The 19,862-nt window shown below is 68.8% G+C and carries 20 protein-coding genes; 7 read left to right on the top strand and 13 right to left on the bottom strand.

Going from position 1 to position 19,862, the window contains the following annotated elements; genetic code table 11:
* Nucleotides 1-41: 41 nt before the first annotated feature.
* Nucleotides 42-881: a dienelactone hydrolase family protein gene (locus JNUCC0626_RS00990; protein ID WP_394617703.1), complete on the bottom strand. Its 840-nt coding sequence runs from the start codon at nt 879-881 to the stop codon at nt 42-44.
* A 286-nt stretch (nt 882-1,167) separates the two neighbouring features.
* On the opposite strand from JNUCC0626_RS00990, the gene JNUCC0626_RS00985 reads away from it, so the two are divergent.
* Entirely contained in the window at nt 1,168-3,093 is a 1,926-nt protein-coding gene (locus JNUCC0626_RS00985; protein WP_394617702.1) for an endo-beta-N-acetylglucosaminidase, read from the top strand.
* Here the strand turns inward: JNUCC0626_RS00985 and JNUCC0626_RS00980 are convergent.
* The gene (locus tag JNUCC0626_RS00980; protein WP_394617701.1) at nt 3,077-4,786 is read right to left on the bottom strand and encodes a discoidin domain-containing protein; all 1,710 of its coding nucleotides are present in this window, start codon (nt 4,784-4,786) and stop codon (nt 3,077-3,079) included. The genes JNUCC0626_RS00985 and JNUCC0626_RS00980 overlap by 17 nt on opposite strands.
* Before the next feature lie 214 nt (nt 4,787-5,000).
* Between JNUCC0626_RS00980 and JNUCC0626_RS00975 the strand changes: the two genes are divergently transcribed.
* From JNUCC0626_RS00975 to JNUCC0626_RS00965, 3 genes are read left to right on the top strand one after another with little or no spacing between them, the layout of a single operon-like run.
* Nucleotides 5,001-5,837: a DUF1996 domain-containing protein gene (locus JNUCC0626_RS00975; protein ID WP_394617700.1), complete on the top strand. Its 837-nt coding sequence runs from the start codon at nt 5,001-5,003 to the stop codon at nt 5,835-5,837.
* On the top strand, nt 5,810-6,301 hold the full coding sequence (locus JNUCC0626_RS00970; RefSeq protein WP_394617699.1) for a hypothetical protein: 492 nt from the start codon (nt 5,810-5,812) through the stop codon (nt 6,299-6,301). Before JNUCC0626_RS00975 ends, JNUCC0626_RS00970 begins: the two co-directional genes overlap by 28 nt.
* A 5-nt stretch (nt 6,302-6,306) precedes the next feature.
* The gene (locus JNUCC0626_RS00965) at nt 6,307-7,278 is read left to right on the top strand and encodes a LacI family DNA-binding transcriptional regulator (protein ID WP_394617698.1); all 972 of its coding nucleotides are present in this window, start codon (nt 6,307-6,309) and stop codon (nt 7,276-7,278) included.
* On the opposite strand, the gene JNUCC0626_RS00960 is transcribed toward JNUCC0626_RS00965, so the two are convergent.
* From JNUCC0626_RS00960 to JNUCC0626_RS00950, 3 genes are read right to left on the bottom strand one after another with little or no spacing between them, the layout of a single operon-like run.
* Nucleotides 7,279-7,938 carry a hypothetical protein gene (locus JNUCC0626_RS00960; RefSeq protein WP_394617697.1) on the bottom strand — a complete coding sequence of 220 codons (660 nt, stop codon included), beginning with the start codon at nt 7,936-7,938 and terminating at the stop codon, nt 7,279-7,281. It lies immediately after the preceding gene.
* The gene (locus JNUCC0626_RS00955; RefSeq protein WP_394617696.1) at nt 7,935-8,810 is read right to left on the bottom strand and encodes an ATP-binding cassette domain-containing protein; all 876 of its coding nucleotides are present in this window, start codon (nt 8,808-8,810) and stop codon (nt 7,935-7,937) included. The genes JNUCC0626_RS00960 and JNUCC0626_RS00955 overlap by 4 nt, the downstream gene beginning before the upstream one ends.
* Nucleotides 8,810-9,178, bottom strand: coding sequence for a GntR family transcriptional regulator (locus JNUCC0626_RS00950; protein WP_394617695.1), 369 nt, complete (start codon nt 9,176-9,178; stop codon nt 8,810-8,812). Before JNUCC0626_RS00950 ends, JNUCC0626_RS00955 begins: the two co-directional genes overlap by 1 nt.
* A gap of 64 nt (nt 9,179-9,242) precedes the next feature.
* On the opposite strand from JNUCC0626_RS00950, the gene JNUCC0626_RS00945 reads away from it, so the two are divergent.
* Both JNUCC0626_RS00945 and JNUCC0626_RS00940 read left to right on the top strand, forming a co-directional pair.
* The gene (locus JNUCC0626_RS00945; RefSeq protein WP_394617694.1) at nt 9,243-10,061 is read left to right on the top strand and encodes a hypothetical protein; all 819 of its coding nucleotides are present in this window, start codon (nt 9,243-9,245) and stop codon (nt 10,059-10,061) included.
* The gene (locus tag JNUCC0626_RS00940; protein ID WP_394617693.1) at nt 10,058-10,735 is read left to right on the top strand and encodes an SDR family oxidoreductase; all 678 of its coding nucleotides are present in this window, start codon (nt 10,058-10,060) and stop codon (nt 10,733-10,735) included. The genes JNUCC0626_RS00945 and JNUCC0626_RS00940 overlap by 4 nt, the downstream gene beginning before the upstream one ends.
* On the opposite strand, the gene JNUCC0626_RS00935 is transcribed toward JNUCC0626_RS00940, so the two are convergent.
* Entirely contained in the window at nt 10,723-11,973 is a 1,251-nt protein-coding gene (locus tag JNUCC0626_RS00935) for a lysine N(6)-hydroxylase/L-ornithine N(5)-oxygenase family protein (RefSeq protein WP_394617692.1), read from the bottom strand. The two genes, JNUCC0626_RS00940 and JNUCC0626_RS00935, sit on opposite strands and share 13 nt — an antisense overlap.
* Before the next feature lie 66 nt (nt 11,974-12,039).
* Complete coding sequence (locus tag JNUCC0626_RS00930) at nt 12,040-12,672, bottom strand: helix-turn-helix domain-containing protein (protein WP_394617691.1); 633 nt, start codon at nt 12,670-12,672, stop codon at nt 12,040-12,042.
* 19 nt (nt 12,673-12,691) lie between these two features.
* Between JNUCC0626_RS00930 and JNUCC0626_RS00925 the strand changes: the two genes are divergently transcribed.
* Nucleotides 12,692-13,054 (top strand): DUF4345 domain-containing protein, encoded by a 363-nt coding sequence (locus tag JNUCC0626_RS00925; RefSeq protein ID WP_394617690.1) that lies wholly within the window; start codon nt 12,692-12,694, stop codon nt 13,052-13,054.
* 67 nt (nt 13,055-13,121) lie between these two features.
* On the opposite strand, the gene JNUCC0626_RS00920 is transcribed toward JNUCC0626_RS00925, so the two are convergent.
* The 6 genes from JNUCC0626_RS00920 to JNUCC0626_RS00895 are packed head-to-tail and all read right to left on the bottom strand — an operon-like array spanning nt 13,122 to nt 19,769.
* Nucleotides 13,122-14,471, bottom strand: coding sequence for a GH1 family beta-glucosidase (locus JNUCC0626_RS00920; protein WP_394617689.1), 1,350 nt, complete (start codon nt 14,469-14,471; stop codon nt 13,122-13,124).
* Nucleotides 14,464-15,420, bottom strand: coding sequence for an ABC transporter ATP-binding protein (locus JNUCC0626_RS00915; protein ID WP_394617688.1), 957 nt, complete (start codon nt 15,418-15,420; stop codon nt 14,464-14,466). The genes JNUCC0626_RS00920 and JNUCC0626_RS00915 overlap by 8 nt, the downstream gene beginning before the upstream one ends.
* Nucleotides 15,417-16,235, bottom strand: a complete 819-nt coding sequence (locus JNUCC0626_RS00910) for an ABC transporter permease (protein ID WP_189152514.1) — start codon at nt 16,233-16,235, stop codon at nt 15,417-15,419. Before JNUCC0626_RS00910 ends, JNUCC0626_RS00915 begins: the two co-directional genes overlap by 4 nt.
* A gap of 3 nt (nt 16,236-16,238) precedes the next feature.
* A complete protein-coding gene (locus JNUCC0626_RS00905; RefSeq protein ID WP_394617687.1) occupies nt 16,239-17,219 on the bottom strand; it encodes an ABC transporter permease in 981 nt (326 codons plus the stop codon).
* Nucleotides 17,216-18,121 carry an ABC transporter ATP-binding protein gene (locus JNUCC0626_RS00900; protein ID WP_394617686.1) on the bottom strand — a complete coding sequence of 302 codons (906 nt, stop codon included), beginning with the start codon at nt 18,119-18,121 and terminating at the stop codon, nt 17,216-17,218. Before JNUCC0626_RS00900 ends, JNUCC0626_RS00905 begins: the two co-directional genes overlap by 4 nt.
* Before the next feature lie 4 nt (nt 18,122-18,125).
* Nucleotides 18,126-19,769: an ABC transporter substrate-binding protein gene (locus tag JNUCC0626_RS00895; RefSeq protein ID WP_394617685.1), complete on the bottom strand. Its 1,644-nt coding sequence runs from the start codon at nt 19,767-19,769 to the stop codon at nt 18,126-18,128.
* Nucleotides 19,770-19,862: the final 93 nt, after the last annotated feature.

The raw sequence follows: 19,862 nt of genomic DNA, 5'->3' as shown, positions 1-19,862 counted from the left end.
TGCCGGGCCGTCGCTGTGGCCGGTGCAGCGCCCTCTCGTCGTCACGCGTGCGGGCAGGTGTCCCGGTAGGCGCTGATCAGCGTGTTCGGCGCGGGCGCCGGGCACAGGAACTGGTCGTACCGCACGTCGTCGTCCACGAACCTCTTCAACCACGACAGCGTGTACTTCCGCACCGTCACGTTGTCGCTGCGCGGCGCCGAGTGGTCACCGCCGCGCAACTCCAGGAACGCCTTGTCCGGCGCGGCCGTGATCGAGTTGTAGAACGGCGTGGAGTGCTGCGAGTTCGGCGCGGTCGGGTCGTTCTGACCGCCGAGCACCAGCGTCGGCACCTGGACGGACGACCAGCTCTTGGTGGTGTGCCAGCCGGCCATCGGGATCGAGGCCTGCAACGCGGGCCGCGTCGCGGACGCCCGCAGCGCTCCCCCGCCGCCCATCGAGTGCCCCATCACGGCGAGCCGCGAGGCGTCGACGCGCGGGTTGGTGCGCACCACGTAGTCCAGTGCCGCCAGCAGCTGACGGCCGCGGCTGTCGGGGTCGTCGAAGCCGGACAACGTGTTGATGGTGACCACGACGAACCCGTAGGACGCGAGTCGCGGGCCGAAGTGCGCCACCGACGACTGGTTCGCGGTGAAGCCGGGTGAGATCGCGACCGCGCCGAACGTGAGGTCGCTGGTCGGGGTGTAGACCGTGCCGCCGCCGAAGTTCGACTGGCGGGCGACGGCGGCCGAGGTCACGGCGAACGTGCCGCGAGCGGCCTCGACGGTGGCGGCCGTGGGTGCGGGGCCGCGTTCGTAGGGGTTGGCCGCCGCGGTGGCGACGGCCGGGGCGGTGGCTGGGATCAGCGCCAGGACCAGCGCCGCAAGCACAGGTTTGATGCGCACGACGAAGACACCTCGATTGGTTGCAGGGGAACCAAAAGCGACGGCGAGGCTCACGCTACCGCCCGGTAGGGGCGGGAGGATTCGGCCACATGGATGGTTACCGGGATGTTTCGGCCGCGTTGGGACACCGGACGCCGGACGGTTGCCACGGGCCGTCGACGCCGTTCGACGGGTGGCCGTCGAATTCGACTCGGTCACCCAGCGCAGCGGACCGGGACGTTGTCGTCCTGTCCAGTCACCGAAGAGGCGGTATGCGGCGAATCAGACGGCCCACGAGGGTGATCGAGTGCCCACACGGAGACAGTTCCTCGTTCTGAGCTCCACAGCAGCACTCACCGGTCTGCTGTCGGAGACTCCCGCGTCCGCCGCCGCCGAAACCGCGCAGCCGTACGCGTCCTATTGGCATCCGGCCACGATCCTGAACTGGGATCCGGCGACGGACCGGGACGCGCGGTACAACCGCAGCACGGTCCCGCTCGCCAGACGGGTCGTCCCGGCCAGACCGGCCAACGCGCACGCCCATCCGAACGAGGCCCGCGTGCAGGCGCTGGTGGCGTACGCGCCCACGAGCAACAACCCGGCACAGGGCGCGCTCGACATGAACTACTACGCCACGAACTACTGGCAGTACATCGACGAACTGGTGTTCTGGGGCGGAAGTGCGTCCGAGGGCCTGATCCTCGCTCCCAACGCGACCGTCACCGACGCCGCGCACCGCAACGGCGTGAAGGTCATCGGCAACGTGTTCCTGCCGCCGACCGCGTACGGCGGCCAGATCCAGTGGGTCCGCGACTTCGTGAAGCGCGAGGGCGACCGGTTCCCGGTGGCGGACAAGATGATCCAGGTCGCCCGGCACTACGGGTTCGACGGCTGGTTCCTCAACCAGGAGACGGCCGGCGGCAACACCCAACTCGCGAACGACATGCGCGACTTCATCGTCTACATGAAGAAGTCCGGACTTCGGGTCATCTGGTACGACGCGATGACCGACAGCGGCAGCGTCAGCTGGCAGAACGCCCTGACCGCGCGCAACCGGATGTTCTTCGAGCCGTCCGACGAGATGTTCATGAACTTCTGGTGGAGCGCGACGGGGTTGCAGAACTCGGCGGCGCTCGCCCGGCAGATGGGGCGCAGCCCGTACGACCTGGCGTCCGGAGTGGACGTCGAGGCCAACGGCTACAACACCAGCATCAGCTGGGCCAGCGTGTTCCCGGAGAACCAGCCGCACGTCACGTCGCTCGGCTTCTACCGTCCGGAGTGGACGTTCAAGTCGGCGACCAGCCCGGCGGACTTCTACGCCCGCGACAACCGGTTCTGGGTCGGCCAGAACGGCGACCCGGCCAACACCACCACGACGTCCAACTGGAAGGGCGTCGCGCACTACGTCACCGAGCTGACGCCGATCACGAACCTGCCGTTCGTCACGAACTTCAACACCGGCCACGGCCGGAAGTTCGCCGTCAACGGCACGGTCCGCTCGACGCAGCAGTGGAACAACCTGTCGTTGCAGGACGTCCTGCCCACCTGGCGGTGGAGCGTCAGCGGCACCGGCACGAAGGTCACGCCGTCGCTCGACTGGGACGACCCGTACGACGGCGGCACGGCGTTGAAGATCACCGGAACTCCCCAGCAGGCCAACGACGTCCGCCTGTTCGCGACGTCGTTGACGATCTCCGGCAACACCCAGCTGGAGGTCGTCCACCGCACCGGCAGCGGGCCGTCGCGGCTCCAGGCGGTGCTGCGGTTCGGCACCACCGAACGCGTCCTCGACCTCGGCGGTGTCAGCGGCGCGTGGCGGCGCAGCGTCTTCCCGCTCGGGGACCACTCCGGCGCGACGCTGACGGAGATCTCGCTGCGGGTGCTCCCGGGCGCGGCCGTCACCGCGCTCATCGGCCGGATCGGCGTCACGAACCCGGTCATGACCGGGCCCGCGGCACCGACGAACCTGGCCGTCGAGCAGGTCAGCCGCACCAACGCCACCACGGCGTCGGCACGGCTCACCTGGACGAGATCACCGAACGTCCGGCAGTACCGGGTCTACAAGTGGACCGGCACCGAACGGATCTTCCTCGGCGGCACGACGAACGACGCGTACTTCGTGCCCGCGATCCCGCTCACACCGAGCGAGACCGCGCAGATCGAGGTCGAAGCGGTCAGCGAGGCGTTCGACGTCTCGCCACCGGTCCGGGTCTCGATCACTGGTACACCCTGACGTAGTCCAGCACCATGTCCTGCGGCAGCTGCGTCCCGGCCCCCGGCGGGCCGGGCCAGTCGCCGCCCACCGCGTTGTTGATGATCAGGAAGAACGGGTGGTCGTACACCCAAGGCCCGCGCGTGGTCTCCAGGACGTTGCGGTCGACGGTGAAGAACCGGTTGCCGTCCACGCTGAACGTCATGTGGCTGGAGTCCCACTCCACCGCGAACGTGCGGAACGCCGAGGACGCGGGCTGGCCGAGGGCGAGCGGTGACCCGTACCCACCCGCACCGAAGTAGGCGGGAGCGTGCAGGGTCGAGTAGACGGTGTTCGGTTCCTTGCCGACGTGTTCCATGATGTCGATCTCGCCGGTGTACGGCCACGGCCTGCCCTGGTCGAAGAAGTCGGCGCCCAGCATCCAGAACGCCGGCCACAGCCCCTGCGTCGACGACACCTTGATCCGCGCCTCGACCCGGCCGTAGGTGAACTTGAACTTGCCGTAGGTGTTGAGCCTCGCCGACGTGTACTGGCAGGTCCCGCTGCCGCTCACCGGGTCCACCGGGCACGCGCTGCCGGGCGTCACCTCACGCCGGGCCTGCAACACCAGGTTGCCGTTGCCGTCGTGCCGGGCGTTGTTGTTGTTCGTGTAGTACTGCAGCTCGTTGTTCACGCCCGGACCGGTCTCCGGCGTCCACTTCGAGGCGTCCGGCCCGGTGCCCGCGGGCGCGTTGAACTCGTCCGCCCACACCAGCCTGCCGGGGAACGACGGGTTCGGCGGCAGCGGCGGGGGCGTGATCGGCGCACCACCTGTGCCGTAGACCTGGAACTCCCACAACGAGTAGCCGTAGCCGTTCGACCTCGCCGTGCCGTACATGCGCACATAACGGCCGGTGCCGCCGACCGTCAGCGTCTCCTTGAAGCCGCGGCCGGTCGTGGTCGAGTAGATCTGCCGCCAGTTCGCGTTGTCGTCGGACACCTCGAGCCGGTAGGCGGTGGCGAACGCCGCGTCCCACTGGAGCACGACCTTCGAGATCTGGGCGGTGGCACCGAGGTCGACGGAGATCCAGCCGGGGTCGACCCAGCCGTTCACCGGGCTCGTCGCCCAGCGCGAGGCGGGATCGCGGTCGAACGCCCTGACCGGGAAGCACTGCCAGCAGGTACCGTCGTCCTGCGAGCTCGACGCGGCACCGGTTTTCCCGTACGACAGCAGGGTTTCCCCGCCGCCGACGTCCCGCGTGCCGAAGACCTGGAACTCCCACAGCGAGTACCCCCACTGGGTCGCCCGCTGGGTCAGGTCGAGCCGCACGTACCGGCCGGTGCCGGTGACGGGCAGGGTCTCGGTGCCACCCGGACCGGTCGTCGTCCGGCGCAGCTCCTGCCAGCTGTTCCCGTCAGCGGAGATGCTGAGCGTGTACGCCCGCGCGCTGGCCGTCTCCCAGGCCAGCACCACCTGGTCGACCCGCGCGGACGAGCCGAGGTCGATCTGGATCCACTGCGGGTCGCTGAACGTGCTGGACCAGCGCGTACCGGCATCACCGTCGACCGCGGCCGCCGCTCCGAAAGCGACGTTCTCGCTGCTCGAAGCGGTGACCGGACGGTTCTGCGAGATCAGCGGCCCCGCGGCCGACGCGGTCACGGGGACGATCAGTGCGGCCACGGCCAATGCCGCGACCACCAGAGGAAATCTTCCTCGTTGAAGCCTTCCTGACATGGACGCTCCTGGGTCGGAGAACGAGAGGTGACGGCGAGAGAGCGCTCTCTTGCGACAGGAGTTCGGCACCGAGAGTCAGGGCAGCGGACACGCCCTGTCAAGAAAACCGGGACTTCTGAACGTTTCTTGCGGATTGACGGCCGATTGCGAACTGCGCCATGCTCGATTGGCGTGAGAGCGCTCTCCCAATCCTGCTGCGGAGAGGAAAGCTTCAATGAGGAAGCGTCTGTTCCACATCGCCGCCGTCATCGGGCTGATAGCCACGGCCTTCAGCATTCCCGTTGCGGCGCAAGGAGAACCGGTCCGCGTGGCCGAGTTCCTCGCAGAATGTCCCATCAGTCACCGGTTGCCGGACGACCCGATCGTCCTGCCGAACCTCGCCGGTGCGTCGCACATGCACGACTTCTTCGGCAACCACTCGACGAACGCCCGGTCCACCCAGCAGTCGCTGGAGGGCCAGACCGGCAACTGCAACCCGGTCGCGGACATCTCGTCGTACTGGGTGCCGACGCTCTACCGGAACAACACCGCGATCGCCCCCACCGGCGTCACCTTCTACTACCTCGGTGAGGGCGTGAACAACCCGGCGGCGATCCAGCCCACCCCGTACGGGCTCAAGATCGTGGCGGGCAACGCGAAAGCCACGGGCGACGCCGACAGCATCGCTCGCTGGTCCTGCCTGCACGCCGGACACGTCAACCCGTCCAAGAACTTCGTGACCTGCCCGGCGGGCACGATGCTCGAGACCTACCTGGACTTCCCGCAGTGCTGGGACGGCCGCAACCTCGACTCGGCCGACCACAAGTCCCACATGGCCTACCCGGTCGCGGGCGGCTGCGCGGCGAGCCACCCCGTCCCGGTGCCGAAGCTCCGCATGGTGCTGAGGTATCCGGTCACCGGCAGCACCGCCGGACTGCGACTCGCTTCCGGTACAGGACAAACAATGCACGGCGACTTCTTCAACGTGTGGCCGCGCGCCGAGATGGAGCGCCGCGTCCGCAACTGCATCAACGTGGTGATCAAGTGCGACCACGCCGGCAACCACGGGTAACTGTTCTCCTGCTGGCAGGCCTTCTCGCGGCCTGCCAGCAGGCTCCACCCCCAGCCCCACCACCAGCCCCATCGACCACCACCGCAAACGCTTACGGCGCAACGGAACGGGCGTTCGTCGAGCTGGCGATCGCGACCGACGAGCAGGCGCTCAAACTGCTCGACCTCACCGATCGCGCCGATCTCAAGGAGAACCGGACCATCGAGCTCACCGCACTGCGCAAGCTCCTCGACGCGCCGTACGTGAACCAGCACGCCGGGCACGACATGCCGGGCATGCCGACGGACGCCGAGATCGCGCTCGCCGCCTCCAGCCGGGACGCGCTGGACCAGTTCGTCCGCACGCACCTCACCGAATCACTCGAAGTGGTGCGGTCGGCGGGTTCGGCGATCACGCACCCGCCGACCGCCGAGGTCGTGCAGCTCATGGAACGCCACCGCACGGCCGAGCTGGCGGCGGGGTGAAGCGCGTGACCCTGGAGGAGGTGGCCCGCGTGGCCGGAGTGTCGCGCGCGACCGCGTCGAGAGTGGTCAACGGCGCGTCCAGCGTCGACGAGGCGCTGCGGCACGCGGTCGAGAGAGCCATCTCCAGCACGGGTTACCTGCCGAACATCGCCGCGCGCTCGCTCGTCACCCGCCGCGCCGACGCCATCGGCCTGCTGCTGCCCGACGAACGCCGGATGGACGGCGACCCGCACCTCGCGAGCGTCGTCAGCGGCGTGACGCGGGTCGTGCGCCCGCTCGGCATCCACCTGGTGCTGATGATGACCGGGCCGGGCACCCGCGAGCAGGCGTTGAGCGACCTGCGCTGCGGGCGCCTGGACGGCGTGATCCTCGTGCACACCGATCCGGCGGACCCGGTGCCGGGCCAGCTGCTCGCGGCCGGACTGCCGGTGGTGCTGGCGGGCCGTCCGCTCAAGCCGATGCCGATCACCTACGTCGACGTGAACCAGACGGTCGGTGCCGCGCTCGCCGGAAGACGACTCAAGTCGTTGCGGTGCAAGCGGATCGCGACGATCACCGGCCCGCAGGACACGCCTGCGGGCCAGGACCGGCTGGCCGGGTTCCTCGCCGAGGTGCCGGACGCCGTGGTGGTGCACGGCGACTTCACCCGGCAGTCCGGCGTGCGGGCGATGGAACAGCTGCTGCGCCACTGCCCCGACGTCGACGGCGTGTTCGTCGCCTCCGACCTGATGGCGAACGGCGCGATCCCCGTGCTGCACCGGGCCGGGCGCAAGGTGCCCGACGACGTGGCGGTCGTGGGGTTCGACGACAGCAGTGCCGCGCTGACCACCGAACCCGAGCTCACGACCGTGCGGCAGCCGATCACCGACATGGCCGCGGAGATGGCCCGGCAACTGCTGCGCCAGCTCGCCGCGCCGCACTCCCCCGCCACCTCGGTGGTCTTCGAACCTTCCCTGGTGGTGCGGGGAAGCGGCTGATCACGACGTGCGCGTCCGCACCGGCATGGTCCTGGCGACGGCCCACGTGAGGCCGAGCGCGACCACGAACGCCGCCAGTGACGCGAGGTGCCAGCCCGCGCCCAGCAGCGACGGGACGTTGCGGACGAACGGGATGTTGCCCGATCCGGGGATCCGCACGGTCGGGACGATCGCCAGCACGAACCCGACGGGCACCGAGAAGACACCGGCAGAGCCGTACCGGTCGAACGCCGCCGCGCAGAACATGCCGACGAAGGTCCACACGAGGAACATCAGGAAGTACGCCCACGGTGAGGCGTGCTCGTCGGAACCCCAGTCCATCGCCGAGTAGATCCCGCCCTCGACGAGGAATCCCAGCCAGCCGAACAGCGCCATCACCAGCACCAGCGCGACGGCGAAGGCGGACGCCCCGGCGAGGAACTCCCGGCGGGTGCGGCCGTGCGCGACCGCGATCGGCAGCAGGTTGTGGATCAGGTAGATGCCGACCCAGAACAGGAACCAGCGCGCGATCTGCGAGACCACGACGTTCCACGAGCTGAGCTCGACGCGGGTGAACGCGTCGACCGCGAACGGCGTCACGACGGCCAGAGCGAAGGCTCCGGCCGCGATCAGCACGCAGAACAGGCCGACCGTGGTCGTCAGGTGCCGGAAGATCTTCACCGCTTGCCTCCGACCGGATCGGTGAGGTGCACGAACAGGTCCTGCAACGCGATCGGCCCGAGTTCCAGCCCGAGCTGACGCGCCCGCACGAGCTGGTCGTCGTCCAGCGCGCCGTAGACCATCGCGGCCTTGGTGCGCCCCAACGACTTCTCGCTCAGCACGGTCAGCGCCGCGGTGAACTCGTCGACGTCGGCGGCGTTGCCGGTGACCTCGGTGCCGCGCGAGCGCAGCACGTCGGCCTCCTCCTGGAGGACCAGCCGCCCGGCGTCGATGATCAGCACCTCCTCCAGCAAAGAGGCCAGCTCCTCGATCAGGTGCGTGGACAGGACGATCGTCCGCGGGTGCGCCATGAAGTCGTTGAGCAGCGCGTCGTAGAACGCGTAGCGCGTCGGCGTGTCCATGCCGAGGTGCGCCTCGTCGAGCATCGTCAGCGGCGACCGGCTGGCGAGCCCGATCACGACGCCGAGCGCGGACCGCTGGCCGAGCGACAACGCGCCCACCTTGGTCTTGAGCCCGATCCTGAACAGCTCGGCGAGCTCCAGCGCGAAGTCGTTGTCCCACGTGTCGCGCCACGCCGCGCCGTACTCCAGCACGTACGAGACCTTGTCGCCCTTGTCGGCGGCGTCGGCGGAGTGCCGGACCAGGCACACCTGACGCATCGCGGCGGCGTTCTCGAAGACCTCTGCTCCGTCGAGCTGAACGCTTCCTGAAGGCTTGCGGTAGCCCGCGAGCGCCGACATCAGGCTGGTCTTGCCCGAGCCGTTGCGGCCCAGCAGACCGTAGATCTTGTTGCCGGACAAGGAGAAGCTCATGTCGTCGATGGCCGTCACGGCGCCGTAGCGGACGCCCAGGCCCTGCACGTCGATCCGCATCACACGCCCCCGTTGTTCTCGTGCTGCTCGATCCTGCGGATGACCTCCGCGAGCGGGATGCCGATGGCGCGCGCCTCCGCCACCATCGGGTCCACCACCTCGCCGAAGAAGGTCTCCCTCCCCTGTGCCCGCAGCATGTCGCGAGCCTGCGCGCTCACGAACATCCCGATCCCCCTCTTCTTGTAGAGCACCTGCTCGTCCACGAGCTGCTGGAACGCCTTCGCGGCCGTCGCCGGGTTGATCCGGTAGTAGGAGGCGTACTGGTTGGTCGACATGACCTGCTCGTCCGCCTTCAACGCCCCGCTGAGCACGTCCGCCTTGATCCGGTCGGCGATCTGCCGGTAGATCGGGCTCCGGTCGTCGAACATCGCTAGTTCCCTGGTTCGTTACTCATGTAATGAACCATAGCAGCGACGAGGTAGCATTGGCCACGTGGTCGGGGTCGCGATTCTGTGCGCGGTGCTCGCGGCCGGGTGCAGTGCCCTCGGCGCGATGTGGCAGCACGCCGGCGTGCGTGAGCTGCCAGGCCTCAAGCTGAGCTCGGCCCACCAGCTCGTGCGGTCCCGCCGGTGGGTCTCCGGGTTCCTGATCCTGTTCGCCTGCGCCGTGCTGCAGGTCGTGGCGCTGTCGCTGGCCCCGGTGTCGGTGGTCGCGCCGCTGAACGCGCTGGCCATCCCGATCATCGCGGTCGCCAGGGCCCGCCGGTTCACGGGCATGCTCGCCGTCGCGGTGCTGGTGGCGACGGCCGGGATCGTGGTGTTCGTGTCGATCACGGCGGGCGCGGCCGTCCCGACGCAGGTGTCGCCGAACGTGGCGTTGCAGGCGGGCCAACTCGTGGTCGCGGGCGTGCTGGTGTGCGTCGTGGTCGCGACGTTCACCGCGGACACCGTGCGCGCGCTGTCGCTCTCGATCGGTGCCGGCATCCTGTACGGCCTGGTCGCGGTGCTGGTCAGGGACGTCACCACGGCGTTGCCGGTGATCGAGTGGTTCTCGCTCGGCGGGCTGGCGATCGCGTTCCTGACCGGCGCCTGGTTCATCCAGCTCGGGTACGCCGCCGGACCGCCTGACCTGGTCGTGGCCGGGCAGACCGTGGTCAACCCGATCGTGGCCGCGTGGATCGGCATCAGACTGCTCGGCGAGGGCACCGGGATGAGCGCGCTGTCGCAGGCAGGCCTGGTGATCAGCGCCGTGGCCGCCGTCTCCGGCACCGTCGTGCTGGCCTACTACCACCGTGCCAGGGTGGTCGCATGACCTTCGTCGTCACGGGTGGCAGTGGTGCGCTGGGCAGGCACGTCGTCGCGGCTCTTCCGGGAGCGCGGTCGGTGTCGCGGTCCTCCGGCACGGATCTGGTGCGCGGCACGGGGTTGAGCGCTTTGCGGGCCGACGTGGTGGTGCACTGCGCGACGTCGTTCCGGCACGAGGTGGCGATGGCGCGGTCGGTGCTCGCCGCGAAGCCCGCGCACCTGGTCTACATCTCGATCGTGGGCTGCCACGAGGTGCCGCTGCCGTACTACAAGCAGAAACTCGCGGCCGAGCGGGTGATCCTGGAGTCCGGGATTCCCTGCACGATCCTGCGGGCGACGCAGTTCCACTCGTTGCTGCGCAAGATGTTCGAGGGCGCGTCGAAGCTGCCGCTGATGCTCGTGCCGGGGTTCCGGTTCCAGCCGGTCGACGAGGCGGAGGTCGGGATGGAACTCGCCTCGCTGGCCCAGGCGCCGCCGTCGGGCAAGGCACCCGAGATGGGTGGGCCGGAGATCCGCGAGGCAGCCGAGTTCGCGCGGATGTACCTGGCGGCCACGGGAAAGACGCGCAAGATCCTCACTCTGAAGGCGCCGGGAGCGACGTACCGCGCCTACCGCGCCGGCGGGAACCTGAGCCCCGGCCGAGAGGTAGGCCATCGCACATTCGCCGACTACCTCGCGTGAGCGACCACCTCGGGTGAGTTCTGCGCGAGTCGGCTGTCCAGCACGGCATCGAGGATCTCGCCGACGCGGATGGCGGTGTTCGACAGCAGCGACGACGTGATGCCGTGCGTGTGTTCGGTGCCGCCCTGCAGGTAGATGCCGCCGCGCAGGTCCTCGTCGGTGACGACCCGGTAGTCGCGGGTGACCTTCAGCCGGCCGCGTTCGTCGCGGGCGCAGCGGTCGGCGAGGTCGCCGAGCAGCCGTTCGGGGTTCGCCGGGCGGTAGCCGGTGGCGTAGACGATCACGTCGGCGTCGATCGGCAGGCGGGCACCGTCGGCGAGCGACTCGACCACGCACTTGCCGTCGGTGGTGACGTCGGTGAGGCGGGAGGTGTTGTGCAGCAACAACCTCTGCCTGCCGACGACCTTCTCGCGGTAGACCCGGCGGTAGAGCTCCTCGATCAGGTCGCCGTCGACCACGCCGTAGTTGGTGTTGGCGTGGTAGCCCATGAGCTTGGTCTTGACCTCTTCCGGCGCGGTGTAGAAGTCGTCCACGGCGGCGGGGTCGAAGATGCGGTTCGCGAACGAGCTGTCGTCGGCGGGGCTGTAGCCGTAGCGGGCGAAGACGCCGTGCACCTCGGCCGCGGGGAAGCGCTCGTGGAAGAACGCGACGGCCTCGGCGGCGCTCTGCCCGGCGCCGACCACGACGACCTGGCGCGGGTCCTTCAGCGTGCCGACGCGGGTGAGGAGGTCCTTGCTGTGCCAGACGTGGTCGCTCGCCTCGACGCCGTCGGGCAGGTTCGCCTCGAGGCCGGTCGCGAGCACCAGGTTGCGCGTCCTGACCTCCTCGTCCCCCGCCGTGAACTCGAAGCCCTCGGCGCAGGCGCGCACCTGGGAGACCTCCACGCCGTACGACACGTGGTGCTCGACCCGGGCCGCGGCCCACTCGAAGTAGTCGTGGAACTCCTGGCGCAGCGGGAAGAGCTGCTTGTGGTTGACGAAGTCGATCAGCCGGTCGCGGTCGCGCAGGTAGCAGAGGAAGCTGAAGCCGCTGGTCGGGTTGCGCAGGGTCACCAGGTCCTTCAGGAACGACACCTGCATCGTGGCGTCGTCGAGCAGCATGCCCCGGTGCCAGCCGAAGCGCTGCTGCCGTTCGAAGAAGCGGGCCCGGACGGGGAGTTCGTGTTCCTCCACGGCGATCGCGAGAGCGAGGTTGGACGGGCCGAAGCCGATTCCGGCCAGGTCTAACACCGGTTCCATCGCGATCCTCTCCGAACACTCCCAGCAGGCGTTAAGTGACCCTAACTTAACTAAGGTCGGCCTTATCTAGTGCGTTCGGACGTGATCCACGTCGCTGGGGTCCCCGTCGAGCACGATCACGCGAGCCTTCTGGCGCAGCAGCCTGCTCGCGGGCAGCCCGAACATGTCGTGGAAGACGTCGCTGAAGTGGCTCGGCGAGGCGAACCCCGCCTCGGCAGAAGCCCTGGTCAGGTCCGCGCCCGAGGCCGTCGCGGCGGCCGCCCGCAACATCCGGGCCCACAGCCGGTAGCGGCGGAACGTGGTGCCGGACCGCGCCGAGAACAGGTGCAGGAACCGCGAGGTCGACAGGCCGAGTTCGGCGGCCACCTCCGCCGCGCTCAGGCACGGATGCGCGCGCAGCACGGAGAAGGCGGCGCGAATCCGGTCGTCCCCCAGATCGGGCTCCAGGTACCGGAACAACATCCGCCCCCGCGACACGACCTGATGGCGTGTCCTGGCCGGAATGAGCGCGCTGCGAACCTCCCGCTCGTCGTCGCCGATCCGCAGCAGGAACGGCGCGTCGACCCCGAACGCGAAGCAGTGCACCGAACCGAGGTGCGGGTCGAGGTCGAGGGACGGCCCCAGGTACGCGGCCTGACCGGGCCACAGCCAGATCGTGGCCCACGGGCAGCACGTTTCCGGAAGCGCGGCATCGGTCACGCACCCGATGATTCCACGCGTGCAGACCACGATCGTCGTCCTCGCCGCGGTGTTCTTCCTGGGCATGGGGAGCTACGCCCTCGCGGCCCCCGCAGCGCTGGTCAGGCCGTTCCACCTCACCGCGCAGACCCCCGAGGCGCGGTCCGAGATCCGGGCAGTCTACGGCGGTTTCGGCCTGGCGATCGCCGCCGTGCTCGTCCTCGCGTTGGTGCGCGACGACCTCCGCACGGGCGTCGTCGTCACCGTCGCGGCCGCCCTGGCCGGCATGGCGCTGGGCAGGCTCGTCTCCCGGCTCGCCGACCGGCCCACGGCGTTCTACCCGGTCTGGTTCTACTTCGGGGTGGAGGCGGTGACCGCCGGGCTGCTGGTCGCCACGGTCTGACCGTGGAACCGGCCCGGTCGCCGTGGGGGCGCAGAAATTCCACGACGACCAGGCCGGAGATCGGTGTTCAGGCCCGCGACCGCGTGATCAGGTCGCGGTACCACTGCGCGCTCTGCTTCAACGTGCGTTGCTGCGTCTCGTAGTCGACGCGCACGATGCCGAACCGCTTGCCGTACCCGTAACCCCACTCGAAGTTGTCCATCAACGACCACGCGAGATACCCGCGCACGTCCGCACCGGCGCGCACGGCGGCGGCCACGGCGCCGATGTGCGAACGCAGGTAGTCGACGCGGTCGGCGTCGGCGACGTAGCCGTCCTCGACGTCGAGGTCGTCGAACGCGGCGCCGTTCTCGGTGATCACCATCGGCAGGCCGTAGTCCTGTTGCAGGCGCACCAGCAACGACGTGAAGCCCTCCGGCACGATCTCCCAGCCCATCGCGGTGACCGGCAGGCCCTGCGGCACCACCTCGGTCACGGCCGGGTCGTCGGTCGCGCGGTGCACGTGCGAGGTGTAGTAGTTCACGCCGAGGACGTCGATGGGCGTCGAGATGATGTCCAGGTCGCCGGAACGGGCCGGGATCTCGGCACCGCGCGCGGCGATGTCGGCCAGCACGTCCTCGGGATACCGCCCGTGCACCAACGGGTCCAGGTAGATCCGGGTGCCCAGGCCGTCGGCGCGGCGGGCCGCGTCGAGGTCGCGCGGGTCGTCCGACGCGGCGGAGTGCGTGCCCAGGTTCAGCGTGATGCCGAGCGACGTGACGCCGCGCGAGCGCAGTTCCTGGGCGGCCAGGCCGTGTGCCAGCAGCAGGTGGTGCGTGGCGCGCATGGCCTCGGCGAAGTTCGTGCGGCCGGGGGCGTGCCTGCCGGTGTCGTAGCCGAGCATGGCCGAGCACCACGGCTCGTTCAGCGTCGTCCACGTCGGCACGCGGTCGCCCAGCGCGTCGTGCACGAGGCCCGCGAACTCGGCGAAGCGGTAGGCGGTGTCGCGGTGCGGCCAGCCGCCCGCGTCCTCCAGTTCCTGCGGCAGGTCCCAGTGGTAGAGCGTGAGCCAGGGGTCGACACCCTTCTCTAGCAGCTCGTCCACGAGCCGGGAGTAGAAGTCGACGCCCTTGGCGTTCACCGGGCCGCGGCCGCCGGGCTGGATGCGCGGCCACGACACGGAGAACCGGTACTTGTCGACGCCGAGCCGCGCGATCATCGCCACGTCCGACGGCATGCGGTGGTAGTGATCGCAGGCCACGTCGCCGGTCTCCCCGTTGACGACGGCGCCGGGACGACGGCAGAACGTGTCCCAAATGGACAGTGTTCTGCCGTCCTCGTCGTACGCGCCCTCGATCTGGTACGCCGAGGTGGCGACGCCCCAGAAGAAGTCACCCGGCAGGCCTCCAAAAGGATCGTGCACAGTCTCCTCAGACACGCACGTCCTCCAACCAGCAGGCCACGCGGCGCTGCTCCTCGACGTTCTCGAGCGACGGCATCCGCTCGCCGCACACGTCCATCGCGGACGGGCACCGCGGGTGGAACGGGCACCCGGTCGGCATCGAGCGCAGGTCCGGCGGCGAGCCCGGAATGCCCTTCAGCTCACGACGGGGGCCGCGCAACGCCGGGAACGAGCCGAGCAACCCTTTGCTGTACGGGTGCTTGGCGGCCCGGTAGATCTCGCCCGCCGGGGCCTCCTCGACCACGCGTCCGCCGTACATGATCGCGATCCGGTCGGAGAACTCGACCAGCAGCGAGATGTCGTGGGTGATGAAGATGACCGAGAAACCGAAAGTCTCGCGCAGCCGCATCATCTGGCCGAGGATCTGCCGCTGCACCACCACGTCCAGCGCGGTCGTCGGCTCGTCCATGATGATGATCTCGGGTTCCAGCGCGAGCGCCATCGCGATCATGACGCGCTGCCGCATGCCGCCGGAGAGCTGGTGCGGGTACGCCGAGAGCCGGTCGGTCGGGATGCCGACGAGGCCCAGCAGTTCGCGGGCCCTGGCGACGCGTTCCGGCTTCTTCATCTCCCGCCGGTGCGTGCGCAGGACGTCGTCGAGCTGCGTGGCGACGGAGAGGACCGGGTTCAGGGCGTTCATCGCGCCCTGGAACACGATCGAGACCTCGCTCCAGCGCAGGACCTGCAGTTCCTTTTCGCTCAAGGACAAGAGGTCCTTGCCCTTGAAGAGCACCTCGCCCGTCGGCGTGTGCCCCGGCGGTTGCAGCAACCGGGTCGCCGCGTAGGCCAGCGTGGACTTGCCACTGCCCGACTCGCCCGCGAGCCCGAGCACCTCGCCCTTGTTCAACGACAGCGAGACGTTGTGCACGGCGCGAAGCGTGCCGTAGTCGACCGAGAGATCGCGGATCTCCAGCACCGGGCTCATGCGCGCACCTTCCGCAGCCGGGGATTCGCGTACTCGTCGATCCCGAAGTTGATCAGGGCCAGCGCGGTGCCCAGCAGGGCGATGCACAGGCCGGCGGGGACGAACCACCACCACGCTCCCAGGCCGAGCGCCTGGTTGCTCTGCGCCCAGAACAGGATCGTGCCCCAGTTCCAGGTCGACAGCGAGATGACGCCGACGAACGACAGCGTGATCTGCAGCATGACCGCGAAGATCACCGTGCCGACGAAGCCGGAGCCGATGACGGCCAGCAGGTTCGGCAGGACCTCGAACACGATGATGCGCCAGGTGCGTTCACCGGACGCCCGCGCGGCCTCCACGAAGTCCCTGCGCCGCAACGACATCGTCTGCGCGCGCAGGATGCGGGCACCCCACGCCCAGGCGGTCAGCGAGATCACCGCGGCGATCAGCACGGTGTCCGCCGAGGGCAGCATCGAGGCCACGATGATGATCAGCGGCAGCGCCGGGATCACCAGGAAGACGTTGGACAGCATGGACAACGCCTCGTCGGCCGCGCCGCCGAGGAATCCGGCGGTCACCCCGACGAGGATCGACAGGAAGGTCGCGAGCACACCGCAGACCAGCCCGACGACCATCACTCCCCTGGTGCCGACGAGCACCTGGGAGAAGATGTCCTGCCCGGTCATGGTCGTGCCGAACCAGTGCGACCCGGACGGCGGCGACAGCAGGTCGTCGCTCATCGCGGACGGGTCGTACGGCGCGATCCACTCGCCGATCACCGCGATCAGCGTGAAGAAGGCCAGGATGCCCAGGCCCAGCTTGGTCTTGAAGTTCATCCGTCAGCCCTCCTTCCGGGTGCGCGGGTCCAGCAGCAGGTAGCCGATGTCCGCGAGCAGGTTCGCCACCAGCACGGCCAGCGTGATCACCAGGAACACGCCCTGCATCAACGGGTAGTCCTTGCCGCCGATGCCCTGGAACAGCACGTAGCCGAGGCCCGGGTAGGAGAACACCATCTCGACCAGCAGGGCGCCGCCGACGATGAAGCCGAGCGACAGCGCGAAACCCGAGATCGACGGCAGCACGGCGTTGCGCGCGGCGTAGGCGAACATGATCCGCTTCTGGGTGAGGCCCTTGGCCCGCGCGACGAGCACGTAGTCCTCGGCCGTCACGGTGACCATCATGTTCCGCATGCCGAGGATCCAGCCGGCCACCGAGCTCACGATGATCGTGACGCCGGGCAGGATCGCGTGCTCCAGCATGCTCGCGATGAACTCGCCGGAGAACTCCGGCACCAGGCCCGGCGCGTAGCCACCGGACGCCGGCAGCAGCGGCCAGGTCACGGAGAACAGCGAGATCGCGATCAGGCCGAGCCAGAAGTACGGGATCGACGAGAGGAACGTCGTGACCGGGATGAGGTTGTCCATCCACGATCCGCGCTTCCAGCCCGCGTACACACCCAGCAGGGTGCCGAGGACGAACGCGATGATCGTGGTGACGCCGACGAGACCGAGCGTCCACGGCATCGACTGCGCGAGCACGTCCGCGACCGGGGTCGGGAAGAACGTGAACGACAGCCCGAGGTCACCGCGGAACAGCGAGCCCCAGTACTCGACGTACTGCTCCCAGATCGACTTGTTCTCGTCGAGTCCGAAGAGGACGTACAACGACGCCATCGCGTCGCTGTTGAGCCGGCCACCCAGCTTGGTGATCATGGCCTGCACCGGGTCGCCCGGCAGCAGGCGCGGCAGCAGGAAGTTCACCGTGATGGCCGCCCACAGGGTCACCAAGTAGAACAGCGCACGGCGGAGCAGGAACGTCATGCCGCAGCCTCCGCGTACAACCAGCACGCCGCCCAGTGCCCGTACGAGTCGACCTCGACGCGCGGGGGCGCCTCGGTCCAGCACCGCTCCTGCACCTTCGGGCAGCGCGGCGCGAACGGGCAGCCGGTCGAGACCTGCGTCGACTCCACGGCCGGTGCGTCGAGTGCGACGACCGCCCGTTCGGGGTCCGGCGCCGACTCGATCAGCAGCTGCGTGTACGGGTGCGCGGGCCGCTGCGTCACGGTCTCGCTCTCGCCGCCCTCGACGATCTGCCCGCCGTACATCACGAACGTCTCGTCGGCGAAGTAGCGTGCCGACGCGATGTCGTGGGTGATGTAGAGGACCGCGAGCTTGAGCCGTTCCTTGAGGTCCAGCAACAGGTTCAGCACGCCGAGCCGGATGGAGACGTCCAACATGGACACCGGCTCGTCGGCGAGCAGCACCTCGGGGTGCGCGGCGAGCGCACGGGCGATCGCCACGCGCTGCCGCTGTCCGCCCGACAGCTCGTGCGGGTAGCGCGAGGCGAAGTCGGCGGGCAGGTTCACCCGCTGCAACAACTCCTCCACCGTCTCCGACCGCTTGTGGATCTTGAGCGGCCGGGTCAGGTGGTAGCGGATCGTGTGGATCGGGTTGAGCGATGCGAAGGGGTCCTGGAACACCATCTGGACCTTGCGCCGGTAGTCCCGGACCCTGCGCACCTTCTCGCCGTCCAGCAGGATCTCGCCGGAGGTGGGTTCCACGAGCCGCGCGAGCAGCTTCGCCACCGTCGACTTGCCTGAGCCGGATTCGCCGACGAGGGCGGTCACGCGCCCGCGGCGCAGGACGATGGAGACGTCCTGCACCGCGCGCACGCGCTTGTAGGTCTTGACCAGACCTTTCGCTTCAAGCGCGACTTCGTTCATCGTTCTAGGACCCCGCGGGCTTCAGCTTCATGACGATCTGGAGAGCGTTCGGCAGGGTGGCCTGCGGCGGACCGTACGGGTCCTCCTCGGAAGGCCAGCCGACCCAGTTCTTCGTGCTGTACTCCGCACCGATCGGGCCGGCGGAGGTCGGGATCATCGGCACCTGCTCGACCATGATCTTCTGCAGCACCGCGAGGGCCTTGGCCCGCGCCGCGTCGTCGGCCGCGTTCGCGTACTCGGCCAGCGCCGCCGTCGCGTCGGGGTTGTTGTAGCGGCCGAAGTTCACCGCTGCCGTCTGCCCCATCGGCTTGATCTCCGCGCCGTCCATGATGTTCTGGTACATCTCGTACGGCGTGGCACCGGTGTTGGTCCAGCGCAGCGAGCCCTGGAACGCGCCGTTGGCGAAGTCGGTCGTCCACGCGTCCGCGGTCTGCGTGCGCACCGTCGCCTCGATGCCGATCTTCTTCAGGTCACCCTTGATGATGTCGAGCACCGTCAGGTAGTCGGACCAGCCGGACGGGTTCGTGAGCTCGAGCGTGACGGGCTTGCCGTCCGGAGCCTGGAGCACGTCGCCCGCGTACTTGAAGCCGGCGGCGGTGAGCTTGGCCTTCGCGCCCTCGACGTCGATCTTGAACTTCGCGTCCTTGTACTCCGGCGCGAGGAACGAGTCACCGGCGGGCAACGGCATGCCGGTCTTCGACTCGAGCTTCGGGAACAGGCGGGCCTCACCCTTGACGAAGATCGCCTCGCGGTCGATCACGTCGGACATCGCCGAACGCAGCGCGGCGTTGTCGAACGGCGCGACGGTCGTGTTCAGCCACAGGCCGTGGATGCCGAGACCGGCGGGGAACCAGAGCTTGTGGTTCGCCGGGTCCTTGTCGACGTACAGCTTTTGGTAGTCCGGGATGAAGACGTACGACCACTGGCTCGCACCCGATGCCAGCGCGGTGGTCTGCGCCGTGTTGTCGTTGTACGAGGTGTACTGGATCTCCGGAACCTTGGGCAGTTCCTGCCAGTACTCGGCACGCCGCGCGATCGTGACGGTCTGCGAGGTGAACGACTTCAGCTCGTACGGACCGGTGCCGACGGGCTTCGGGTTCGTGTAGGTCGTCGGGTCCGCGATGCCGCTCCAGACGTGCTCCGGAATGACCATCGCGCTGATGACCTTGTTGCGGTTCACGAACTGCGGGCTCGCGAACGAGACCTCGACCTTGCCGTCGGGCGTGGCCGTGGCGGTCTCGACCTTGAGCGAGTCGCGGTTGTTGAGCGCCGGCCACTTCTTCAGGATCTCGTACGAGAAGGCGACGTCAGCGGCCGTGAGCGGCTTGCCGTCGGACCACTTCACGTTCTCCCGGATCGTGAAGGTGACCTTCTTGTAGTCGGGGGCCCAGTCCCACTTGGTCGCGAGCCACGGCACCGGGTCCTGGGCCGGGCGCGTGTTGTTCACGAACGCCAGCGGCTCGTAGATCTGGTACCGGTACCCCAGCGAACCCGCTGCCGACGTGGGCAGGAACGGGTTGTGGTTCTCGGTCAGCGGCCCGTTGGGCATGCCGACGGTCAGCACGCCGGTGGCCTTCGAGGCACCACCGGAGGAGCAACCTGTCACCGCGAGCGCCATTGCCAACGCGACGATGATTGTTCTGCGCATGGGGGAATCTCCCGATACGGAGCATGAGAGCGCTCTCTCATGCGTACGGCGAACTCGCCAGGTCTTGGCAAGACCTGGCGTGTCCGTTTCAGT

It is taken from the genome of Lentzea sp. JNUCC 0626 (assembly GCF_043632865.1).
Lineage (GTDB): Bacteria > Actinomycetota > Actinomycetes > Mycobacteriales > Pseudonocardiaceae > Lentzea.
This window is presented reverse-complemented; position numbering and strand designations above follow the sequence as displayed.